Source organism: Hallella colorans (assembly GCF_003096815.1).
Classification (GTDB): domain Bacteria; phylum Bacteroidota; class Bacteroidia; order Bacteroidales; family Bacteroidaceae; genus Prevotella; species Prevotella colorans.
Window position 1 is genome coordinate 53,709 of sequence record NZ_QENY01000003.1, and the last position, 23,842, is coordinate 77,550.

At 49.5% G+C, this 23,842-nt stretch carries 16 protein-coding genes; 10 read left to right on the forward strand and 6 right to left on the reverse strand.

Features of this window, described 5'->3' with window-relative positions:
* Positions 1–466 precede the first annotated feature (466 nt).
* Both C7379_RS02110 and C7379_RS02115 read right to left on the reverse strand, forming a co-directional pair.
* Positions 467–2,593: a S9 family peptidase gene (locus tag C7379_RS02110; protein WP_116615906.1), complete on the reverse strand. Its 2,127-nt coding sequence runs from the start codon at positions 2,591–2,593 to the stop codon at positions 467–469.
* 597 nt (positions 2,594–3,190) lie between these two features.
* On the reverse strand, positions 3,191–3,901 hold the full coding sequence (locus C7379_RS02115) for an SIR2 family NAD-dependent protein deacylase (protein ID WP_116615797.1): 711 nt from the start codon (positions 3,899–3,901) through the stop codon (positions 3,191–3,193).
* Positions 3,902–4,086: 185 nt separating this feature from the next.
* Between C7379_RS02115 and C7379_RS02120 the strand changes: the two genes are divergently transcribed.
* The 8 genes from C7379_RS02120 to lgt all read left to right on the forward strand — a co-directional run bounded on the left by C7379_RS02120 (position 4,087) and on the right by lgt (position 13,089).
* On the forward strand, positions 4,087–4,668 hold the full coding sequence (locus C7379_RS02120; RefSeq protein ID WP_116615798.1) for a BamJ family beta-barrel-assembly machinery protein: 582 nt from the start codon (positions 4,087–4,089) through the stop codon (positions 4,666–4,668).
* 31 nt (positions 4,669–4,699) lie between these two features.
* The gene (locus C7379_RS02125; RefSeq protein ID WP_116615799.1) at positions 4,700–5,578 is read left to right on the forward strand and encodes a BamJ family beta-barrel-assembly machinery protein; all 879 of its coding nucleotides are present in this window, start codon (positions 4,700–4,702) and stop codon (positions 5,576–5,578) included.
* A 228-nt stretch (positions 5,579–5,806) separates the two neighbouring features.
* Positions 5,807–6,736, forward strand: a complete 930-nt coding sequence (locus tag C7379_RS02130) for a BamJ family beta-barrel-assembly machinery protein (protein WP_116615800.1) — start codon at positions 5,807–5,809, stop codon at positions 6,734–6,736.
* Positions 6,737–6,941: 205 nt separating this feature from the next.
* On the forward strand, positions 6,942–7,406 hold the full coding sequence (locus C7379_RS02135; RefSeq protein ID WP_116615801.1) for an Lrp/AsnC family transcriptional regulator: 465 nt from the start codon (positions 6,942–6,944) through the stop codon (positions 7,404–7,406).
* Positions 7,406–9,283 (forward strand): membrane dipeptidase, encoded by a 1,878-nt coding sequence (locus C7379_RS02140; protein ID WP_116615802.1) that lies wholly within the window; start codon positions 7,406–7,408, stop codon positions 9,281–9,283. Before C7379_RS02135 ends, C7379_RS02140 begins: the two co-directional genes overlap by 1 nt.
* Before the next feature lie 69 nt (positions 9,284–9,352).
* A complete protein-coding gene (locus C7379_RS02145; RefSeq protein ID WP_116615803.1) occupies positions 9,353–10,402 on the forward strand; it encodes a M28 family peptidase in 1,050 nt (349 codons plus the stop codon).
* A 632-nt stretch (positions 10,403–11,034) separates the two neighbouring features.
* The gene (gene ychF / locus C7379_RS02150; RefSeq protein WP_116615804.1) at positions 11,035–12,138 is read left to right on the forward strand and encodes a redox-regulated ATPase YchF; all 1,104 of its coding nucleotides are present in this window, start codon (positions 11,035–11,037) and stop codon (positions 12,136–12,138) included.
* A 90-nt stretch (positions 12,139–12,228) separates the two neighbouring features.
* Positions 12,229–13,089, forward strand: coding sequence for a prolipoprotein diacylglyceryl transferase (gene lgt / locus C7379_RS02155; protein WP_116615805.1), 861 nt, complete (start codon positions 12,229–12,231; stop codon positions 13,087–13,089).
* A 113-nt stretch (positions 13,090–13,202) separates the two neighbouring features.
* Here lgt and mutS read toward each other — a convergent pair whose 3' ends face one another.
* From mutS to C7379_RS02170, 3 genes are all read right to left on the reverse strand, one after another.
* Positions 13,203–15,869 carry a DNA mismatch repair protein MutS gene (gene mutS / locus C7379_RS02160; RefSeq protein ID WP_116615806.1) on the reverse strand — a complete coding sequence of 889 codons (2,667 nt, stop codon included), beginning with the start codon at positions 15,867–15,869 and terminating at the stop codon, positions 13,203–13,205.
* 75 nt (positions 15,870–15,944) lie between these two features.
* Entirely contained in the window at positions 15,945–16,628 is a 684-nt protein-coding gene (locus C7379_RS02165) for a NanQ anomerase/TabA/YiaL family protein (protein ID WP_243406682.1), read from the reverse strand.
* A gap of 43 nt (positions 16,629–16,671) precedes the next feature.
* Positions 16,672–17,901 (reverse strand): VapE domain-containing protein, encoded by a 1,230-nt coding sequence (locus C7379_RS02170; protein ID WP_116615807.1) that lies wholly within the window; start codon positions 17,899–17,901, stop codon positions 16,672–16,674.
* Between the two features lie 410 nt (positions 17,902–18,311).
* Here C7379_RS02170 and C7379_RS02180 point away from each other — a divergent pair, with 410 nt between their 5' ends.
* The gene (locus C7379_RS02180) at positions 18,312–19,259 is read left to right on the forward strand and encodes a cation diffusion facilitator family transporter (protein WP_116615809.1); all 948 of its coding nucleotides are present in this window, start codon (positions 18,312–18,314) and stop codon (positions 19,257–19,259) included.
* A gap of 591 nt (positions 19,260–19,850) precedes the next feature.
* Here C7379_RS02180 and polA read toward each other — a convergent pair.
* Entirely contained in the window at positions 19,851–22,613 is a 2,763-nt protein-coding gene (gene polA / locus C7379_RS02185; RefSeq protein WP_116615810.1) for a DNA polymerase I, read from the reverse strand.
* 89 nt (positions 22,614–22,702) lie between these two features.
* Here polA and C7379_RS02190 point away from each other — a divergent pair, with 89 nt between their 5' ends.
* Positions 22,703–23,680, forward strand: a complete 978-nt coding sequence (locus C7379_RS02190) for a polyprenyl synthetase family protein (RefSeq protein WP_116615811.1) — start codon at positions 22,703–22,705, stop codon at positions 23,678–23,680.
* Positions 23,681–23,842: the final 162 nt, after the last annotated feature.

Consider the following 23,842-nt stretch of genomic DNA (forward strand, 5'->3'; position numbering starts at 1 on the left):
TTTGTATTCATATTTGGGTCAACGTGTATTTTTGTAATGAATAAATACCAAAAATCGCTTGGTTCGAATGGCCTGTTTTAGAAAGTGGTAAAGGGAGAGAAAACGATGAATTTGTTATTTTCACCCATTTTTTTTATCATCATGTTCCCATTGGTGCTCAATGGCGTAGCGTTTAGATACTCATGATGTGCCGATTAGGCCGCAATGATGGCGGCATTGGGCTTTAATCAGGGTGCGATTAGGGCTTATACGCAGGCCGTGGAGAAAACTTTTTTGACGTGATGGGCTTAAAAAGTGTAGAAAACGCTGATTTATAGGCATTTGACAAAAACCCTGAAAAATCGCGTATTTGCGAGCAACGTGAGAGCTGTTTGCCTATACGCGAATTTTCAGGAAGCTTTTGTCAGATCTTTTCAACGGTTTTCTTTTCTGAGCGTAAGTCGTTGGTCAAGATGGGGGTAGTGTGTCAAGGTTGGGTGGGAGCTGCGATGTAAGGGTTTGCCATCACCATCTTTTTGGTGTCCCATGGGGCGGGTGCGCCACCGAGATAGGTGTGGAACCATTCTAAATGTGCGTTGTAGTATAGTGGCATAGACTTTAGTCCGCTTGGCCAGTGCCCGTCATTGTCGAAGATGATGAGGCGGCTGGGAATGCCAAGTGTTTGCAAGGTGGTGAAATATTGCAGGCTCTGATTGTATGACACGCGGTAGTCGCGCTCGCCGGTGATGATGAGCGTGGGCGTGGCAAAGCGTGAGGTGAACTCAGACGGGCTCCATTTCTTGTACAGTGGGGAGTTCCATGGTTGGCCTTGCAGGTCAAAATTGGGGAACCACAGTTCCTCTGTGGTGCCCCACATGGACTCGAGATCAAATAGCCCCATCATTGAGGCCAGGCACTTAAAACGTTTGGTCTGTCCCTGCAGCCAGTTCATGAAGTAGCCGCCATAGCTCCATCCCATGGCTCCCATGCGCGTGGAGTCCACGTATTGGAGCGTTGCCAGCTTGTCGGTCACCGCCATCACGTCCTCGTATGGCATACCGCCCCAAGAGCCGCTGATGTCTCGGCAATACTGCTGTCCGTACCCTGTGGAGCCGTGTGGGTTGGGGTATGCCACCACGTATCCGGCCCCGGGGTACACCTGCCAATCCGCCCTGTACGAGTCCATCCATTGCATTTGAGGGCCGCCGTGCACGTTGATGACCAATGGGTATCGCTTGTTGGGGTCGAAACTGTGTGGCTTGACGATGAAAACGTGTACGCTGTCGCCTTTGGCGCCACGCACCCACAGCTGTTCAGATGGCCTGAAGTCTACGGCTCGCAGTAGGCTGTCGTTGAGCGAGGTGAGCTTTTGCTCATCGAGCGCGGCTTTGGCGCGTCTACCCTTGGAGGCGTTAATGGTGGCTTGGTAAAGTTCGGTAGGTCGACCTGTGGACGACCATGTGTAGTAGACGTGTCCCTGCCCGTCAATGTCGAAACTTGAGATGGCGCGCCTGGCGATTACTTTGGTGATGGCGCAGGTTTTGACGTCCACTTGGAAGAGCGGCTCATATCCTCTCTCCTCACCAAGGAAATAGATGCTTTTGGAGTTGGGCGCCCATTTGAAATCGTCCACCCAGTTGTCGAATTTCTCGGTCAACGCGCGTTTCTCGCCAGTCTTTCTGTCGTAAATGGCGAGTGTGAAGCGGTCGCTCTCGTAGCTTGGCGTGCGCTGGAATCGGTAGGCTATGTAGCGGCCGTCGGGTGAGTATTGTGGCGAACCGTCCCACGCGGGGTTGTTGGCGGTGATGTTTCGGGCCTCGCCTCCGGTCGTGGGAACGACCCAAAGGTCGCAGTTGGTGGATGCCTCGGGGTGTTTATCGTGGTTGCTTGTGTAGCATATCTCCTTGGAGTCGGGCGAGAAGACGAAACCGGTGGGGCCGGAGGGCGAGAACACCGGGCTGTGATAACGCCCGGGCGTGACGTCGGTGTAGGTGCCTCGGGCTATGTCGTACACGATGATGTGCCAATATTTGCCATCGCTATATTCTGTCCAATGGCGGAAAAGCAATTCGTCTGCCACGTGCGCTTGTATGGGGTTGTTTTTTTTCTGGTTCATCACCGCTTTGTTGGCCTTGCCGTCTGAGCCGCCAATCTCGGGGAAAACCTCCGCCGCGAAAGCTATGAGTTTGCCGTCTGGCGAGAGCGTAGGACCTTGGATGCCGAGCGCGTAGTCGGTTATTTTCTTTGTTGAGCCATTGGCGTATCGGTACACTTGCGGCGTGCCATCGGCGTAGGAGAGATAGTAGAGGGTTTTGCCATCCTGCGACCAAAAGGGCGAATAGCTGCTGTTGTCTGTTGTGAGTTGTTTGGTTTGGCCTTTTGATAAACCGAGGAAGCTGCCGCTTTGAGGCGCTTTCAGCACGATGTTGTTGTACGAGCGTTGGGCTTTGAGGTTCTGGGAGGAAACACTATAGGCCAATACGCCGTCTTTGTTGACGGTGGGTGAGGACACGCGCTTGACGCGATACACGTCTTCTATGGTGAAAGCGCGCTTTTGTGCGCAGGCTGGTAGCATGGCCAACAGCATGGCGGAAAGCATTAGTTTCTTTTTCATAATTGTGTTGTAGTTTTGTGCAAAGATATGTTTTTTTTGCAGATAAAGCTTTTGCGGAATGCTTTTTTTGTTCAAAATTTGAAAACAAACCGTGTGTGTCATGCAAGAGAGTGGTGGTTTTGATGGACCGAAATTTGGCAAATCACTTTCCAAAACGGTTGTTTCCTTGTCATGATGACAACATGTTTCAATCGTAAAAGAAGCAAAGTGCGACAAAAAAGTGTAAAGTATTATCAGAATAAAATTATTTTGTTTTTATACATATAATTATTTGTAAACTAATATATTATAGTTGTATAAGTTAGCCTTTTATCCTTTTGATTATGTCAATTAAAAAGAATTGTTTTTCAATGTTCGTGTCTTTGTCTTTCCAAAGGAATGAGGACATATCTTTTTGAGCTGCTAATTTGCTGGTGGAGTAGGGTGGTGGATTGATAGATTGAAGAGAAGGCAATCGCTTTTGAAGGCTAAACGCACCGAAAATAAAGTTGGCAAGGACGTGTTTTAGGGTTCTATCTGTCTTTGGATAGATAGTTTAAACGGTAACAAAAAGATAGGTAGCACTGTTTGAAAATGTGCTACCTATGAGTGCTTGTTTTATTGTTTGTTTTGTTTTAATAAGTCTATGAACTCGCGCATGCCTTCCGAAGCGCCTTTCTGTATGTGTGTGAGATTGGGCATGCGGTAGTTGTCCATGTCATCGGGGTCTATCAAATAGATAGGGCATTGTCGTTTGGTGTAGTTCACTAAGCCTGCAGCAGGGTAGACTATCAATGACGTACCGATGATGACGAAGATGTCGGCCGTCATCGCCTCCGTCGCGGCAGGTCCGAGCATAGGCACACTTTCGCCAAAAAAGACAATGAATGGGCGGAGCAACGAGCCGTCTCCCGCTTTGGTTCCGGGTTTTATCTCGCTATTCTCCGGTGTGAGCTGCTGTATAAATTGCTCGTTGTAGGGGTCGTCCGCGGAGCATACCTTGGACAGCTCGCCGTGCAGGTGTATTACCTTTGATGAGCCGGCCCGCTCGTGCAAGTCGTCTACATTCTGTGTAAGCACGGCCACTTCATAGTCTTTTTCCAGTTCGGCTATGAGGCGATGGCCTTCGTTGGGCTGTGCATTCCACAGTTTTTTTCTCAACATGTTGTAAAAGTTTGTTACGAGCGTAGGGTCAGCGAGCCAACCCTCGTGTGACGCAACCTGCTGCACGGGATAGTTTTCCCATAGCCCGTCATTGCCTCGAAATGTTTTGAAGCCACTTTCCACAGACATTCCTGCGCCTGTCAGAAACACGATTTTCTTTTTCATACCCAATCGATTAAAATAGTCATTAGAGACACAAATAGTGCGAACCGAGCGCAATCAAGTTTAGCTCGAATTGTTAAGGCGACGCCTATTTTCTACAAAAATAGTATTTTTTCGGGAATAAACCTATTGCAAACAATTAAAAATAAGTATCTTTGCACATTATTACTAATAAGACAATAATTAGCATGGATAAAATAAGCTACGCATTAGGGATGAGTATAGGTCATCAGCTTGTGCAGATGAACGCGACCGAGCTGAATGTGGAAGATTTTGCAACGGCTGTCAAAGATGTTTTCGCCGACAAGGCATCAATGTCTGATGCTGACGCTCAGGCGTTGGTTCAATCGTTCTTTGAACGCAAGACGGAAGAACAATCTAAGACCGCGAAGGCCGCAGGTGAGAATTTTTTAGCTGAGAATGGTTGCAAAGAGGGTGTCGTAACGCTTCCATCTGGATTGCAATATCAAGTGCTGCGAGAGGGAAACGGCCGTAAACCAAAGGCTACAGACCAAGTGGAGTGTCACTATGAGGGCACGCTCATCAACGGTCAGGTGTTTGATAGCAGCTATCGTCGCGGCGAGACAGCCACTTTCGGGTTGAACCAAGTGATTGCTGGCTGGACAGAAGGATTACAGCTAATGCAGGAAGGCGCCAAGTATCGGTTCTTCATCCCATATACACTTGGATATGGTGAGCGAGGTGCGGGGCAGTCCATTCCACCTTACGCTACACTTATTTTTGATGTGGAGTTGATAAAAGTGAAATAAATAAGTAAAGATAAAAAGTAAAATTGAACAAATGAAAAGTTTGAAAATCGTGGCCGTTATGGCCATCACAGCCGCAACATTCAGTGCGTGCGGTAATTCGTCAACACCAAAAGCTGACTTGAAATCAGACGTGGACACCATGAGTTATGCCATTGGTTTGGCGCAGTCACAGTATGTTCGCCAAGCCATTCAGCAAGGACAGGTCATAGACACGGCATATATTGATGAATTCATCAAAGGTATCAACGAAGGAGCAAACGCAGGTGATGACAAGAAGAAAAATGCTTATATCATGGGTTTGCAGGTAGGACAGCAGCTGGCTACACAGCTTGTTAAGGGTATCAATCATGAGGTTTATGGTAGCGACTCGACAAAGACCATTTCCTTGAAAAACCTTTTGGCAGGCTTTATTACAGGAGCTAAGGGAAAGTCAGGACTATTTACTCCTGATGCCGCCAATCAGATAGCCCAGACCAAAATGGAAGCCATCAAGAGCAAGACCATGCTTAAAGAGTACGGTCCCAACAAAGTGGCGGGAGAGAAATTCCTTGCTGACAACAAGAAAAAGGCGGGCGTTGTGACACTGCCTTCGGGCTTACAGTATAAGGTAATCAAGGAGGGAAAGGGCGCCATTCCTACCGATACCACTACTGTTAAGGTGAACTACGAAGGTCGTACCATAGATGGTAAGGTGTTCGAAAGCTCGTACACAAACGGCCAAGGCCCTGTGACAATTCAGCCCAAGCAATTTATTCCGGGCTGGACGGAAGCATTGACGCACATGCCAGAGGGTTCTGTTTGGGAAGTTTACATACCCCAAAACCTCGCCTACAAAGAGCGTCAGGCTGGTGATATCAAGCCATTCTCAACGCTTATCTTTAAGATAGAACTTATCAAGGTTGGAAAATAATAATATCCTTAGATAATAACAACCCCTCCTCGAGGCCATGTACGGTCCGTCAGGAGGGGTGTTTTTTGATTGCTACTGTGCCAAAACCAATTTTGATGAGGCCGTGGTAAAATGATTGTACCAATACATTTGTCCAACGACATAAACGTTTTGGGAAAAATTTTTATATAAGTTAAGACAGTACTTTCATATTTTTTACATAAAATCATATCATTAAAATAATAACAAATGAAGAGGATTGCCATTATGTCGATGGCCATATTGATGGCCGCGTTGGTTCCTGTCTCAAGCTTGGCGAGCGATAAAGACAAGAAAAAGAAAAAAGAAAAAAGTGAGCTTGTCAAGCAAGTGCGCTTGGTTACGAGTGCCGATAGTTTGAGCTATGCGGCTGGTTATAGGGCCACGCAGGGACTTTTGAACTACCTTCAAAACCAGTTGCATGTTGACACCACGTATATGTCGGAGTTTGTGCGCGGCTACAAGGAGGTTATAGAAAAAGGAGAGGATCCTGCATTCACGGCGTACATCGTCGGCACGCAGATAGCCAACCAAGCAAAAACCCAAATTTTTCCCGGTATGAACAAATCACTCGCAGGCACTGCCGACTCTCTTCGCGCGACGTGTTTCCACGAGGGATTTCTGGCCGGAGTGGTCGAGGACACCACCGTCTACAGCATGACATCAGCATCAGAGCTTTTCGATGTGCGTATGCAGGCTATCACCGCACGTAGAAACACAGCTTATAAGGCAGAGAACGAGGCATGGCTAAAAGCCAACTCCACCAAGCAAGGAGTTGTCGTTTTGCCCTCAGGACTGCAATATAAGGTGCTCAAAAACGGAACAGGCGCCAAGCCCACGGTTGACCAGACGGTAGAAGTGATATACGAGGGAAAAACCATTGATGGCCATATTTTTGACGCCACATCCAAACATCCCGGCCAAAAGACGGACAGTTTCCGTTGCAATCAGGTTATAAAAGGGTGGACAGAGGCTTTGACCAATATGCCCGTGGGCAGCAAATGGGAGATTTACATTCCTCAGAATTTGGGCTATGGCGCTCGTGAGGCAGGCCAAATCAAGCCATTTTCCACACTGATTTTCACCGTGGAGCTCGTCTCAATACAGCCAGAGGAGAAAGCTTCTAAAAAATCAAAATAGCCCAATCGACATGCACTGACATTTGTTAGATTGGTGCACTAATCATAGCACAAACTATCAAATATACAAGGCCAACACCCCAAATCATCTTTTTAATATAACAAAATGCACGAGTAATTTAATTTATTCGTGCATTTTGTTGTTAGTATCACATATTTTACCTATTTTTGCTCAAACAATATCAACAATCTGTTAATGCTTAAACATGGAGAGAATAGACAATTTAGACAAGAAAATCCTTTTAATTCTATCGAAAAACGCACGTATACCTTTTAAGGATGTGGCCGCCGAGTGTGGTGTGTCGAGAGCCGCTATCCACCAGCGCGTGCAACGACTGATGGAGGCTGGCGTTATCACTGGCAGCAGTTTCGACGTCAATCCCAAAAGCCTTGGCTACACCACTTGCACTTATGTGGGGCTGAATTTGGAGCGTGGCTCCATGTACAAGAATGTGGTAAAGCGCATTATTGACATCCCCGAGATTGTGGAATGCCACTTCACTACAGGCCCTTACACCATGCTCATCAAGGCTTATGCCCGCGACAACGAGCAGCTCATGGATCTGCTCAACAATAGGCTTCAGACCATACCCGGTGTGGTTTCCACCGAGACGCTCATCTCTTTGGAGCAAAGCGTGAAGCGTGAAATCACCGTTAGTGTAAACGAATAATGAACCAATTTGATATCGAGTCGTGCCTGAACGATTTTTACACGACTTTCCCAGAGGCCAATAATCAGCCGATTATTGGCATCACTTCTAATTACTCTGATGGCGACGCGACCTTGCGTGAGCGTTATTACAAACAAGTTGTCAAGGCAGGAGGCGTCCCAATCATCATTCCGCCCGTGGCTGACAGGGGCACCATCATCAACACCCTCGACCATATTGACGGATTGATACTTACTGGCGGAGGTGATTTTAATCCACTTTGGTGCGGCGAGGAGCCATCTCCACGATTGTCTAATATCAATGCCACGCGCGACCTGCCCGAGCTGCTCATCACGCGATTGGCCTACAACAGGCAGATACCCATGCTTGGTATTTGCCGTGGCATGCAAACCTTGGCGATGGCGTTGGGTGGAAAAGTCGCGCAAGATATTAGCGACGGCTTGAATACAGGGGGCAAAAGTGTCGCTCCGTCAGCTTGCATCAAGCATTCGCAGGATGCCGACAAATCTGAGCCTACACATACGGTCAAGTTGAGCGCGGGCTCTTTTCTGGCTGACATATACACCGCGGGCGCGCCCACTTACGTCGTAGATACGCCACGGGATGGGGGAGAGGAGATTTCCATTGCGGTCAACTCTTTTCACCATCAGGCCGTCAGCGCTACCGGCAAACGGTTCAGGGTGTCGGCGATGGCTCCCGATGGCATCATAGAGGGCATGGAGAGCGCGGAGCTAAAGCCCATCATGGGCGTGCAATGGCATCCAGAGTGGATGGGTGAAGAAGGGCTAAAGATATTTAAGTGGCTGGTGGCGCACGCTCGCAATTTCCTTTCGGCCAAGCAGCTTCACGCTCGCATGCTCACCCTCGACAGCCATTGCGACACCCCGATGTTTTTCCCTCAGGGCGTTGAGTTCAGCCATCGCGACCCACGTGTGCTTTACGACCTGCACAAGATGACCGATGGCAGGCAAGACGCCGTCATCATGGTGGCCTATCTTCCGCAGCCAAAAATGGGCGAGAAATTCTCGCAAACGGTCGATATTGCTGGCATTATCAAGCACAATCCCTACTTGAAAGACCTTTCCACGAGCCTCTCTCCAACAGAGTATGCCAACCTGATCTTTGACAAGATAGAGCGTATTGTGGACCAAAACAGCCAATACGTCAGCATTGCCCGCACGCCTGCTGACCTTTACGAGGACAAGCGAAAGGGGCGCAAGAGCATCATGATGGGCATAGAGAATGGGCTTGCTCTCAATCACGACATTGCCAATGTGCGCCACTTCGCCCAGCGAGGCGTGGTGTATATCACATTGTGTCACAATGGAGACAACGATATTTGCGACAGCGCCCGTGGATGTAACACGCACGATGGTGTGTCCCAATTTGGTGAGAAGGTCATCCACAAGATGAACGACGAGGGTGTAATGGTCGACTTGAGTCACGGTAGTGAGCGGTCGTTCTATGACGCGTTGGATATCAGCCGTGTGCCTATAGTGTGTTCGCACAGTAATTGTAGAGCTCTCTGTGACGTGCCGCGCAATCTCACTGACGACCAAATGCGCGCCCTTGCTCACAAGGGAGGGGTTATGCAAGTCACACTTTACCACGGCTTCTTGCGACAGGATGGCGAGGCTACTTTGCTGCATGCCTTGGAGCATTTGGAGCACGCCATCGAGGTGATGGGCATCGATCACGTGGGCATAGGCACCGATTTTGATGGCGATGGCACCGTGTTGGGCTGCGCCGACGCCTCAGAGCTTATCAATATCACCCTCCATCTATTGCGTCGCAAGTATAGCGAGCGCGACATAGCGAAGATTTGGGGTGGCAATTGGCTACGCGTCATGTCGATGGCGCAAGCTGCCAAACGATAGGTGGAATGGTTTTCGCATGTGCCAAAGAGATCTCTTTAGACCAGATAGCTCAATTTTAAAAACAGAAACATGACCAAAAAACAAAAAAGATATATCATAGTGATAGCAGTAGTCTTGTTCGCGGCCGCCGCGTGCCTTGTCTTTTATCCCAATCTATCGGGCCCTGCCAGCGGAGCTGATGATGCCGAGGAAACGGAAAAGATACAGCCTGTCGGACCGCAGTTTAATGCCGACACGGCTTTTGCGTTTGTTAAGGCGCAGTGCGACTTTGGTCCAAGGGCCATGAACACCGCAGGACACGATCGATGCTTGGATTGGATCGTTGCTAAATTTAAGCAGTATGGCTGCGAGGTAAAAACCCAAAAGACCGACCTCAAAGGCTTTGATGGCACCGTCCTCAAGGCCACCAATATCATGGCGAGCTACAACCCGGCGGCCACCACACGTATCATGTTTTGCGCTCATTGGGACTCGCGCCCGTGGGCGGACAATGACCCTGACTCCACCAATTGGCGCAAACCTATCCTCGCCGCTAACGACGCTGCCAGTGGAGTGGCTGTGATGTTGGAGTTGGCGAGACTGTTGAGCGAGGCCGACAAGGCAGGGGCCAACTCGCCTAAACCCACTATCGGCATCGATTTTGTGTGCTTCGACGCGGAGGACTGGGGGGTGCCACAATGGAGCGATGTGGCTGACAGTGGCGACTCTTGGGCGCTCGGTGCGCAGCATTTTGCCGCAAACCTGCCACAAGGCTACGCGCCGAGATACGGCATCTTGTTGGATATGGTGGGTGGACAGGGAGCCAGATTTTATCGCGAGGGCATGTCCATGCAATACGCTCCGGAAATCGTGAAGAAGGTTTGGGGCGCCGCGCGCTCGGCGGGTTATGGCTCTTATTTCCCCCAATCAGATGGTGGCATGATTACAGACGACCACATCCCGCTCAACCAAGTGGCCAAAATACCTTGCATAGACATTATACCTTATTATCCAGACTGCGCCCAAAGCTCTTTCGGCCCAACTTGGCACACCCTTGCCGACAATTTGGAGCATATAGACAAGAGCACGCTTAAGGCCGTGGGACAAACCATGGTGCAGGTGATTTACACCGAAAAATAGTCGTCAACGACGGTGGATAAAGCCCTTTTCGTTATGTTGGATAATGACTTTTTAGTTTTATTCACAGCTTCAAAATATAGGTAAGAGGGTGGGAGAACGGCTCATTTTTGTCAAAAAAATTATGAGAAAACAGCACCTTCTCATCTTGGTGAAATAGAGAGTTTTCAGACGACGTGAAGCCAACGCGGACCAGTTGAAATGTTGTTTAATCGTTTTTTTCAAGCCCGCGAAATGTGCCTATTTTGCCATTGGTATTTCAAGGGCTTGCCATTAATGCTCAATGACAGCGTGTTTAAGCGTTATTCGGCTTGCGTTTAAGCACCAATCATATTGCGATTGGTGCTTAAACGCATGCGTTCCACGATGCCACCAACGTGCATCCTAATGCTGTTTTCTTATAAGTTGTTGACAGATAGGCTTTTGTGAAACATGCTTGTTTTTGGCGTATTTTTGCCGTTGGCGTTTGAATTTTCATGTGCGCGATGTATGAAGGGGTTGTTGTCAGAATATTTCATAGTGATATTTGTATAGCCGTCCATATTGGCATTATATATTAATAACGCTGCAGCACGGTCTGTTACCAATCTTTTTAGTAACTTTGCATGTCAGAATATAAACGTTTATCATTAGACATGTCATTAAAATGTGGTATCGTGGGCCTTCCCAACGTAGGGAAGTCTACCCTTTTCAACTGCCTTTCGAGTGCCAAAGCACAGGCAGCCAACTTCCCCTTTTGTACAATAGAGCCCAACCTTGGCGTGATAACGGTTCCGGACGAGCGGCTCACGCGGCTTGCCGAGATAGTGCGTCCGGGGCGTATCGTGCCAGCTACCTGTGAGATAGTGGACATCGCCGGTTTAGTAAAGGGAGCCTCCAAGGGCGAGGGTTTGGGCAACAAGTTTCTTGGAAACATTCGCGAGTGTGACGCCATCATCCACGTGGTGCGTTGCTTTGATGATGACAACGTGGTGCGTGAGGGTGGCATGGCGGTTGATCCCATTGCCGACAAGGAAATCATCGACACGGAGTTGCAACTCAAAGACCTTGAGACCATCGACGCTCAGTTGTCAAAAACAGAGAAGGCCGCTGCCGCTGGCAACAAGGAGGCCAAGGTGTTGGTGACGGTGTTGCAGGCCTACAAGGAAGTGTTGGACAAGGGTCAGAACGCTCGCGGGGTGACATTCGACACCCGTGAGGAGGAGAAAGCCGCCCACGACCTGTTTTTGTTGACCACCAAGCCCGTGCTATACGTGTGCAATGTGGATGAGAACAGTGCCAAGACGGGCAACGCGTACAGCAAGAAAATAGAAGAGATGGCCGCCGCCGAGGGCGCTGAGGCCATGGTTATCGCTGCCAAGACAGAGGAGGACATCGCATCGCTCGAGAGCTATGAGGACAAGCGTTTGTTCTTGGACGAGCTTGGATTGGAGGAGAGTGGGGTAAACAGGCTCATCAAAAAAGCCTACAGCCTGCTCAACTTGCAAACCTTTATCACGGCCGGCGAGATGGAGGTGAAAGCATGGACATTCCACAAAGGGTGGAAAGCCCCACAGTGCGCCGGCGTGATTCATACCGACTTTGAGAAGGGATTTATCCGAGCCGAGGTCATCAAATACGCTGATTATATCGAGTATGGCTCAGAGGCCGCCGTTCGTGAGGCTGGCAAATTGGGTATCGAGGGCAAGGACTATGTGGTGCAAGATGGCGACATCATGCACTTCAGGTTTAATGTCTGACCGTTGTCATGTTCCTAAACCATGTTTCCGCGCTGTCTTTGCAAGGGATCTTTCACGGCATGTGGCGCGCCAAATATTAAATTTTGAATTATGAATTTTGATTTGTTATTCGTTTATTGGAACCCGAGCGAGATCATGTTCCATATCGGGAGTTTTGGTATTAGGTGGTATTCCATGTGCTGGTTGGTGGGTCTTCTCTTGGGCTATCTGCTTATGCAGCGGCTCTATAAGGAGCAAAAGATACCCGACGAGAAGTTTGAACCGCTGTTCCTCTATATCTTTTTGAGCGTACTTATTGGCGCGCGTTTGGGACATTGTTTGTTCTACCAGCCCGAATATTTCCTTGGGTCGTGGGAGCATTTCATAGAGATGATCGTCCCTATGCACCACATGCCCGATGGTAGTTGGAAGTTCGTGGGCTATGAGGGCTTGGCGTCGCATGGTGGTGTTATAGGTATGCTCATAGCCATCTGGCTGTATAGCAGGCGCACCAAAGTGCCCGTGTGGGTTGTGTTGGACAATATGGGTATTTGCTCTTGCGTCACGGCCACATTCATAAGGCTTGGAAACCTCATGAACTCGGAGATTATAGGCAAGGTGACAGATGTTCCATGGGCGTTCATCTTTGAGCGAGTAGACCAGTATCCACGCCATCCCGGACAGCTCTATGAGGCCTTGTCTTACGCTTGTTTCTTCTTCGTCATCTTCTTGGCGTATCGCAAAAACAAACAGAAAGTGGGCACCGGGTACTTCTTTGGCATGTGCTTGGCATTGGTGTTCGTGGCTCGTTTTTTCATAGAGTACACCAAAGACATACAAGTGGACTTTGAGGCTGGCATGCTCCTTGACATGGGGCAGTTGCTCTCCATTCCTTTTATCATCCTTGGCGTGGCCGTGATGATAGGCGGAAACTGGATGAAAAAACTTGGCGCGAGGGTAGACCCCAAGTAGCGACTTGTAGTTGTCGCGCTCTCGATATCATGTAAACAGGCCATCCCCCACTGTTTGTCAGTGCGGATATGGCCTGTTGCCGTATTGGTATTGGTAATGTTTGGAATGTTCGGTCAGCTTCTTCCCGTCACTATTTTCTTGATATCGTTGAGTTTGTTGAGTGCCTCCACTGGCGTGAGGTTGTTGACATCCAAGCCCAATATCTCGTCGCGCACTTGCGAAAGGACGGGGTCGTCCAGTTGGAATATGCTGAGCTGCATGCCGTCTCGTGTGCCAGCCAGCCGCTCCACCGATGGCTTACCCACGTTACCCACTTCCGAGTTGTCGGCCTCAAGCTGCTTCAGGATGATGTTGGCGCGCCTTACTATAGACCTGGGCATGCCCGCGATCTCGGCCACGTGGATGCCAAACGAGTGCTCGGATCCGCCCGGCAACAGTTTGCGCAAGAAGATAACCTTGCCGTCTACTTCCTTGACGGAGACGTTGAAGTTCTTGATTCGGGCGAAATGTTTTTCCATTTCGTTCAGCTCGTGGTAGTGCGTCGCGAAGAGAGTGCGCGCCCGAGCCTTGGGCTGTTCGTGCAAATACTCCACGATGGCCCATGCTATTGATATGCCGTCGTAGGTGGACGTGCCTCGTCCCAGCTCGTCAAAGAGTACCAACGAGCGTGGCGTCACGTTGTTGAGAATGTTCGCGGCCTCGGTCATCTCGACCATAAAGGTGGACTCTCCCAACGAGAGGTTGTCACTTGCGCCCACGCGAGTGAATATCTTGTCCACCAAACCTATTTTCGCTCGCTCTGCCGGCACGAAGCATCCTGTCTGGGCCAATAGTGCGATTAGGGCCGTTTGGCGCAGCAGAGCCGATTTGCCGGCCATGTTAGGACCCGTTATCATCATCACCTGTTGCTTCTTGGTGTCGAGATATACGTCGTTTGGCACGTATAGTTCGCCTAATGGCATTTGAGTCTCTATGACAGGATGGCGACCTTGCCGAATGTCTATGACATCGGTCTCGTCTACCGTAGGGCGCACATACATGTTGCTCTCGGACACCTTGGCGAACGAAAGTAGGCAGTCTATGCGTGCCAACAGGTTGGCGTTGGCCTGTATGTCGGCGATGTATCGCTGCATATCAGCCACAAGTTCGTTGAACAATTGTGTTTCCAACTCGATTATTTTCTCGTCAGCGCCCAATATCTTTTGCTCGTATTCTTTCAGCTCGGGCGTGATGTATCGCTCCGCTTGGGCCAGTGTCTGCTTCCTTGTCCATGTGTCTGGAACCTTATCTTTGAAGGTGTTGCGCACTTCAAGGTAATATCCAAACACGTTGTTGAAGCCCACTTTGAGTGACGTTATGCCCGTTCGCTCGGTCTCTTGCCGCTGTATTTCGAGCAGGCTGTCCTTGCCATGACTTGATATTTGTCTCAGCTCGTCAAGCTCTGCGCAGTATCCCTCGGCAATGACATTGCCCCTGTTGACCAACAAGGGCGGGTCGGGCTGTATTTCGGCGGCGATGCGGTCACGCAGGGTCTCGCATAGGTTCAGCCGCTGCCCTAAGCGTTTCAGGCTGTCGTTGTTGGCGTACAGGCAAGCCGATCTGATGGGCTGGGTGGCTATGAGCGCGTTTTTGAGCTGTATCACCTCGCGTGGCGACACCCTTCCCACGGCCACTTTGGATATGATGCGTTCCAAGTCGCCCACGCGATGCAGCTGCTCATCGACCACTTGCCTGAAGTCTGGCTGCCTAAAAAAGTACTCCACGATGTCTTGCCGGTCGGTAATTAGGGCCACATCCCTGAGCGGAAAAACCATCCATCGCCTTAGCAGTCGGCCTCCCATGGGGGTCACGGTGTGATCCACCACGCTCAGTAGCGAGCGTCCCTCGTCTTGCATGGCTCCAAGAAGCTCCAACGATCGAATGGTAAACTTGTCCAATCGGACGTATTTTTCCTCCTCGATGCGTTGTAATGAGGTGATATGGTTGATGCTTGTGTGCTGGGTTATTTCAAGGTATTGCATGATAGCCCCGGCCGCGATAACGCCCTCACGCAGGTGCTCCACGCCAAATCCTTTTAAGTTTTTGGTGCCAAAATGCTTAAGGAGTTTCTGGCGTGCGCTTTGTTCCGTGAACACCCAGTCGTCCATCTCGAACGTGCAATGGCGCGTGCCGAAATAGCGCTCGAAGTCTTTTTTGCGTTCGTGGTCATGCAGCACCTCTTTCGGGGAGAAGCTGCCAAGGAGTTTTTCGACGTAGTCATAGGTGCCCTGTCCGGTGAGAAACTCGCCTGTGGAGATGTCGAGGAAACTCACGCCACAGGCCGTTTTTCCGAAGTGTACGGCCGCGAGAAAATTGTTTTCCTTGTAGTTCAGCACGTTGTCACTCATCGCCACGCCCGGTGTCACAAGCTCCGTGATGCCCCTTTTGACCATTTTGTCCATCTCCGTGAGCCCCTTTTTGCCTTTGATGGCTTGTCGTTTCTTCTTCGGATCCTCCAGTTGGTCGCATATAGCGACACGTTTTCCAGCCCTGATTAGTTTGGGCAGGTAGGTGTCCAAGGCGTGGTGGGGAAAGCCAGCCATGGCCGTCTCTCCCGTTGCTCCGCCGTTGTTTCGTTTGGTGAGCGTTATGCCGAGGATGCCAGATGCTGTCACTGCGTCGTCGCCGTAGGTCTCGTAGAAGTCGCCGCAGCGAAAGAGCAGCACCGCGTCAGGGTGCTTTGCCTTCATGGAGAAGAACTGTCGCATCATCGGTGTCATATCATTGTCTTTTTTTGCCATGCTCTATTTGTGTATTTAGGGGTTTTTGTTGTCCAAGAATGAGCCATGGACGACTCGTTTTTTCGGCGCGTTGGCTCACATGTAATCCACCTTGATAACCACCACCCTGATGTTTTGGTCGTTCTTGTCGGTTTTCACTTTGGCGATGTGCCAGTCGTCGGGGAAGAAGATGAAGAATTTTGACGCGTCTCCATCATAGAATTTCGCTTTACTCGCGTCGTAGGAGTAGTTTACCACGTCGGGCCGATAGGGCACACTCACCTTGCTTGAATAGTGGTCTACCAAGCCGAATCGCTCACATCCTTTCACCACGTATTGGAAATCGATGTGCCGTACATGGCTTTCCGGTTTTAGTGTTCGCAGGTCGCGGTTGTGGTCATCTTCCACGCTTGCCACCATTGTAGTGCCGGGGATGGGTACGCGTCCTTTGGGCAATGCAGCGAGATCGGTGTTTTGACACCACTCGAATAGTTTTTTCCACTGCTCCGGATTTTTTTTGTATTGCGTGTAAAATTCCACGGCGTTTACCGTCTCATGAGCGTCGGCCTTGGTGAATCCGTTGCGCCATTCGCCCTTCTTGAGCCATGCTTGGGCTTGCTTTTGCAGCTGCTTGTCGGCGCAATACTTGGTGTAATAACCTTGCGCGTTGAGGTTTAATGATATTGACCATGTTGCCAATGCGAGCAATGTGGCTTTTTTCAGGGCATCCATGCGGATGGCAAGATGCTTCATGTCAAATGTGATAGTGATATGTCTCATCGTTGTTTGTTTAAAAAATATTGCTGTTTATATACGTTTTTATTTATTTTTTCACGAGGTTTCCCAATCCCGATAGCAATGCCTTTGCCAATGGGTTGTTGTCCAGTCCATCCTTGTCTGGGGTTTGCGGCTCTTCCACGAAATCAAGTTTACGCGGGTCTTTCTCTATCACCTTGTAACAAGAACGGCCGTGTATGCGGCTCCGCGCAAAGCCAGCCTCCTGCAATGCGAACCCCACATCTTGGTTGACGTGCTCTCCCGGCGTCCAATAGGGATACTCTTTCATCAGCCTGTCCACAATGGTGTCAATGTCCTTGGCTTTCACTCGCTTGCCCTTGGGAGGGGTGGCGTAGAGCATTGTTACCATTTTCACCAAGTTGTCGGCCTCTTGGAATGGTGAGTTTTGCACCGCCATAGCCTCCCTTTCCTCATCGGTAAGGCCATAGTCCACGCCGTTCTCCACCTCGGCCAAGAGCTGCGCGTAAAGTTGTTCGTAGGGCACTGGAGTGGCGATATCTATGCGATGCTGTATCTCCACGCACACCAAGTGGGCCGCTCCGGCTGCGTCGGTCATGGGATGCAGGTTCCCCGTGTTGGCGATAAAGGCCGAGTAGTTGGTCCGCGGTTCCTCAGTGACGCCGTAAGATGCTCTGAATACCGGTGTGCTTCGAGAGAAAAGATAGCGCGACAGCACCTCTTGTTCGGTGTTTTCTTGGTAAAACTCGTCGATGCAAGTCAACAGGTTGGTGGTGACAATGCGATGTACCTCGGATGTGGAGCGCAAGCGCACTTGGTCCGTATAGTATCTGCGCAAATCAGGTGGAAGGATGATATTGCAGAATGACGACTTGCCATAACCGTACTGTCCCACTATGGTGGGCACCAATACGTCGCGTTGGGCCACCTCGTATCCTATCCATCGGGCCACCATTTGCAGCATCCACTTGTGGAAACGCTGTGGCCAATCGGGGTTGGTGGTGATGATACGGTCTGCCAATGCGGCCACGTGGTCGGTCCCATCCCATTCGTCCAAGCTGTGTAGCCAAGCCTCGGCAGGATTCCACGGCGCTATGAGCGTAGACTCGGCGTATCGTTTCAGCAAGCCCTCCGAAAGTCCAACCCCCTCGCGCCCAGCCTCCAAAATGAGCGTGTTGATGGCCTCGCGCGAGAGCGGCAGGTACTCGTCCGAGTTAGGAATGGCGTACAGCGTCTCGCCCGTGAGAACGTTTCGGCGCAGTTGGCAGCGCGATTCAAGGTAAGTCAAGGCATCCATAAGCTTAAATGTTGATAATTGCAAAGATATGAAAAAGACAGGAACCTCGAAAGAAAAAATCATAGTTTTTGCATCATGTCGGGTGCATTTTCTAACAAATTGCACCCTATTTTTGTTTCAGTCGTGTTTCTTGGTTCAAAGGATATGGTGAGGAGGACGCTCAAACCATGCCTATCGCTCTGCTGTTTCGTGGTGTTGTCTTTTGCTTTTAAACGCTTTTCTACATTCGTTTTCATGATGGTTAATGTTGAAATAAGTGTGCTTGGCTGTCTTTTTTCGCTCGTTTTGTCTTGGTTGTATGGCAATTTTTCATAATTTTGTGGTATTAAACACGTTGCAATCTCGCCCAATACCAATTATGGTGATGGTGGGCTGGGATGATTTCTTATAGTGTTACATTGCAAAAACATATGAACAAAGCAGAACATAAAAAGCTGCGCGCGCGGTCGATATACCGTGTGACCATCATTGGAAGCATGTTCAACGCCATGCTGTTGGCACTCAAATTTGTAGCCGGCATAGTGGGAGGCTCGGCTGCCATGATAGCCGACGCAGTGCATTCGGCGTCAGATTTTGTTACCGACATCATCGTATTGGTTTTTGTACGACTAAGCAACAAGCCCATAGACCATGACCACGACTATGGGCATGGCAAGTATGAGACGTTAGCCACCGCTTTTATCGGGTTGGCATTGTTGGCCGTGGGCCTGATGATATGCTTCAATGGCATCGTTAAGGTGTGGCAGGCCATACAAGGTGTACCATTGGAGACTCCGGGCTGGATAGCCTTTGTGATTGCTGTGGCAAGCGTTGTGTCCAAGGAATGGCTTTTTCAATACACCATTCGTGTGGGCAGACGAGTTGGCTCGCAATCTGTTGAGGCCAATGCGTGGCATCATCGTACCGATGCGTTTTCGTCCATTGGCACGTCTATAGGCATAGGCGGAGCCATCATTTTGGGACAGCGGTGGGCTGTGCTCGACCCATTGGCGGCCATCGTGGTGAGCTATTTCATATTGAGGGCGGCTTACGATTTGATTAAGAAGTCGGCGAGCGAGCTGTTGGAAGCCAGCCTGCCTGACGAGCTTGAAGAGCAGATTGTGGCTACCGTTAAGGCCGACCCATTGGTGAGCGACGTGCACAACTTGCGCACGCGACGCATTGGCAACAGTATTGCCATGGAGTTACACTTTCGCATGCCGGGTGCGATGACACTCTACGATGCCCATTTGCATGCCACCGAGATAGAGCGGCGATTGCACGAGCTGCTTGGCCAAGACTCGCTCATCACGCTGCATTTCGAACCGTTGAAAGTCAACGGCAAGTATGTGCCGCCCCAAATGGAACGAAGGATCTAATGACTTGCGATGTTCTAAATAATGTTGAAATATGCGGACAAAAGGTCTCTCATATTTCGTTTATTTTCAATTGAAGAGTGCTTTGCTCTCAAATACGCGAAATATGAGCGTTTTAGGCAACTTGCTGTTAGCCACCATTTTACGGAGTTTTAGCCTTTTCCCGTTCTAAAAAGCTTGATTTTTGTCTTGCCTTTAATGCCTATTCATGGTGTGAATAGGCATTATTCATGTTGCTATTGAGCCTTATTCGGCTTGCGTTTAAGCGTTCAACGTATGGCGAATGGATAGTTATCGCGACGCGCTGCGATAACATTCTGCGAGCGACAGTATATAAGTTGTATTTTCTTGCTTGTTTTCTCTGTAGAATGATTGCTTCTGAAGGTTCTGTTTTTGTGATTATTTTAGGACATATTGATAGTATGGACACCATAAAATAAATCTACGAAGACAGCCTATCGCTTTCCTAAAAAGATGAGCGATGAGTTAGAAAAGAGATATAGATATTTCTCATGGGTAATTATATAAAGTTATAATAATCAGCATATTGTGTATGTTTTTTGAAAACTTTGGCTGTTTGATATGTAGCGGTTTTCAGTGCGCCTCCAACCAGTTGTCGCCCCATCCGGCGTCGGCTATGAGCGGCACGGATAGCGGGTAGGCGTTTTGCATCTCCTCGATGACAATGCTTTGCACGCGCTCGGCTTCGTCCGGATAGACCGAGAAGTTTAGCTCATCGTGCACTTGGAGTATCATTTTGGATTTTATATTTTCTTTTTTAAACCTGTTCCAAATGCGCGTCATGGCGAGTTTGATGATGTCTGCCTCGGAGCCTTGTATGGGGGCGTTGATGGCATTGCGCTCGTCAAAACCGCGCACGGTACCGTTTTTGGAATTGATGTTGGGCAGGTAGCGCCTCCTTCCGAACAGTGTTTCCACATATCCATGTTCTCGGGCGTAGCGCTTGGCTTGTTCCATATACTCGTGTACTTTAGGAAACGTGTCGAAATAGTCGTCTATGAGCTTGCGCGCCTCGCCGTTGGGGATGCCCATGCGCTGTGCCAAACCAAAGGCGGTGATGCCGTATATGATGCCGAAATTGGCCTGCTTGGCCTGCTTGCGCTGGCTGTCGGTGACGGTCTCGGGAGCTATTTTCCATATTTTGGCGGCTGTGGCGCGATGTATGTCTTGCCCTTGGCGAAAAGCCTCTGTCATGTGCTCATCGCCGCTGAGGTGTGCCATGATGCGCAATTCTATCTGGCTGTAGTCCGCAGAGAAGAACTTGCATCCCGGCTCCGGGACGAAGCATTTGCGTATCTCCTTGCCATCATCGTCGCGCACGGGTATGTTTTGCAGGTTAGGATTGCTCGAGGAGAGCCGTCCCGTGGCTGTGATGGCTTGGTTGAACGAGGTGTGTATGCGGCCGGTGCGACTGTTGATGAGCTTGGGCAGGGCCTCGATGTAGGTGCTGAGCAGCTTTTTCATGCCACGATAGTTGAGGATGTCCTCGACGATGGGCGATTTGTCTTTGAGCTGTAGCAGTGTATCCTCGGATGTTACGTACTGCCCCGTGCGAGTCTTTTTGGGTTTGTCTATAATCTTCATCTTGTCAAAGAGGATCTCGCCCACCTGCTTGGGACTGTTGATGTTAAACTCACCGCCTGCCAATTCGTATGCGTGGCGCTCGTAATGGGCCATTCGAGCGGTGAACGCGCGGTTGGTTTCGTCGAGCTGCTTGGTGTCTAATCGCACGCCGGTGAGCTCCATGTCGGCCAGCACCCTGACCAATGGCATCTCAATATCCCAAAACAACGGCTCGGCTCCTACCTCTTTAAGTTTGGGTTCCAATACGTTTTTCAATCTCAAAGTGATGTCGGCGTCCTCGGCGGCGTACTCGAAAACCTCTCCCGGTTCAAGGTCGCGCATGTTCTTTTGGCCTTTTCCACCGGGACCTATAAGCTCTTCTATATGGATGGTGCGATAGTGGAGTAGGGTCTCGGCCATGTAGTCCATGTTGTGACGCTGCTCGGGCTGGATGAGGTAGTGGGCCAGCATGGTGTCGAACATCTTGCCTTTGATGTCCACTCCGTAGCCTCGCAGCACCTCGTAGTCGTATTTGATGTTTTGTCCCACCTTGAGAATGGTGGGGTCTTCGTATAGTGGTTTGAAAATGTTGACGATTTGGATGGCTTGCGCGCGCTCCTTGGGGATGGCCACGTAAAAAGCCTCTTTTTCTTGAACGGCAAAGCTCAATCCCACCAACTCAGCGTCAATGGCGTTGGCGGAAGTGGTCTCCGTGTCTAAACTTAAAATCTTTTTTGTCCGTAAAAAGTCATAAAGTTTGATGCAATTGTCTTGATTTTCAATGAGTTTATAGTTGTGAGGCGTGGTTTTTAGCGTCTCAAAATTTGAATTTTCGGCGTCGCCTGTCCCCTCGGTCGGATTTGGAGCGAATAAATCCAATTGTAAATTTTGATCCGTTGATGATTTTTTACTTTTGTTAATAAAGTCGTCTGCCAACTTCCTAAATTCCAATTCGGCAAATATTTCGCGCAGTTTGGCCTCGTCGGGTGTCTTGAGTTTCATCTCGTCCAAGTCGAGCTTGATGGGTACATCTGTCTTGATGGTAGCGAGAAACTTTGATATCTTGATATCATCGATGGCGTTTTCCACTTTCTCGCGCATCTTGCCTTTCAACCTGTCGGTGTTGGCAATGAGGTTTTCGCAGGTGCCAAACTCCTTGATTAGTTTTGCGGCGGTTTTCTCCCCAACGCCAGGGCAGCCCGGGAAGTTGTCGGCCGAGTCGCCCATGAGAGCCAGCAGGTCCACTACTTGGCTTGCCGTCTCAACGCCATATTTATCTTTTATTTCGTTCTCGCCGATTTTCTCATATCCCCCGCCGTGTTTGGGACGGAACATGAAGACATTGGGTCGCACCAACTGCCCATAGTCTTTGTCGGGTGTGAGCATGTAAGTTTCCATGCCTTCTTGCCCGGCTTTTAGGGCTAAGGTTCCGATGACATCGTCGGCCTCGAACCCTTTGGCCTCCAAAATGGGTATGTGCATGGCTTGGAGTATGCTCTTGATATATGGCACGGCGGTGTTGATATCCTCGGGCGTGGCCTCTCTTTGTGCCTTGTAGGGTGGGTAAGCGTCGTGTCGGAAAGTCTTGCCACAGTCGAAAGCCACGGCGATGTGAGTGGGGCTTTGCTTTTTAATAATCTCGTTCAGGGTGTTGCAAAATCCCAATATGGGCGAGGTGTTCTGGCCTTTGTGGTTTCGGGTGGGTCGGTTTATGAAAGCGTAATACGACCGGAATATAATGGCGTAGGCGTCAAAGAGAAATAATTTGTCCATGTTTATATTGATTTAAGCGTAAAATTACTAAATTTTTGCCACAATATCCGATAAAAACAGTAATTTTGTAACAAAATATACACGAGTTCATGGATTATTTGTCAACCATCAAGCAACCCATCTTATCGGAGTTGAGCGATTTTGATGATTTGTTCACAAAATCGCTATCGCACCAAGACGGCCTATTAGGGCAGGCGTTGGAACATGTTCGCCAAAGCAGTGGCAAGCGCATGCGGCCCATGTTTATACTGCTAATGGCCAAAAACTATGGCAAGGTGAACGCCGTGACGCAGCATGCGGCGGTGGGGTTGGAACTGTTGCACACGGCCTCGTTGGTGCACGATGACGTGGTGGACGAGAGCAGGGAACGTCGTGGGCAAAGCTCGGTCAACGCTGTCTACAATAACAAAGTGGCGGTGTTGGTGGGCGATTATATCCTTTCGACGGCATTGCTGCACGTTAATTATACGCATAATCAGGAAATAGTCAACACATTGGCCGAACTGGGAAGAACGCTCTCAAATGGTGAGATATTGCAGTTGTCGAATATCCAAAACAAGGAAATTTCAGAGGCGGTTTACTACCAAGTGATTAAGCAAAAGACCGCCGCGTTCTTCGAGGCTTGCGCATGTTTGGGTGCGATGTCTGTCGGAGCTGATAGGGCGGATATTGAGTTGGCTAAGAAATTTGGCCAAAATCTTGGTATTATCTTTCAGATACGCGACGATATCTTTGACTATTATGACAAGGAGGAGATAGGAAAGCCCACCGGAAATGATATGGCCGAGGGTAAATTGACGCTTCCGGCGATCTATGCCCTAAACTCAACGGCCGACGAGGCCATGCTTGCAGTGGCTCGAAAGGTGAAGGCTGGTATGGTAACAACCGATGAAATTGGACAATTGGTGGCTTTTACCAAGGCTCATGGTGGTATAGAGTATGCGGAGAAACGTATGTGGAAGTTGCATGCCGAGTCGCTCGATTTCTTGGAATCCGAGGTGGAAGACGATTCGGTGAAGAAAGGATTGAGAGCCTATCTCGATTTTGTGATAGAACGGCAAAAGTGATTTTTTCGTGGTGATGAGTGTTTATGGCTCATCGAAAAACGCGACATGCAACTATTGTCGCAGTCCACACGTTTAGATTGTCGCATGTGAAAAAGCGGATATTTTATGCTAGAAGGTTAAAATATCCGCTTTTGTTGGTATATGCCAATAGGCGTTGAAAAT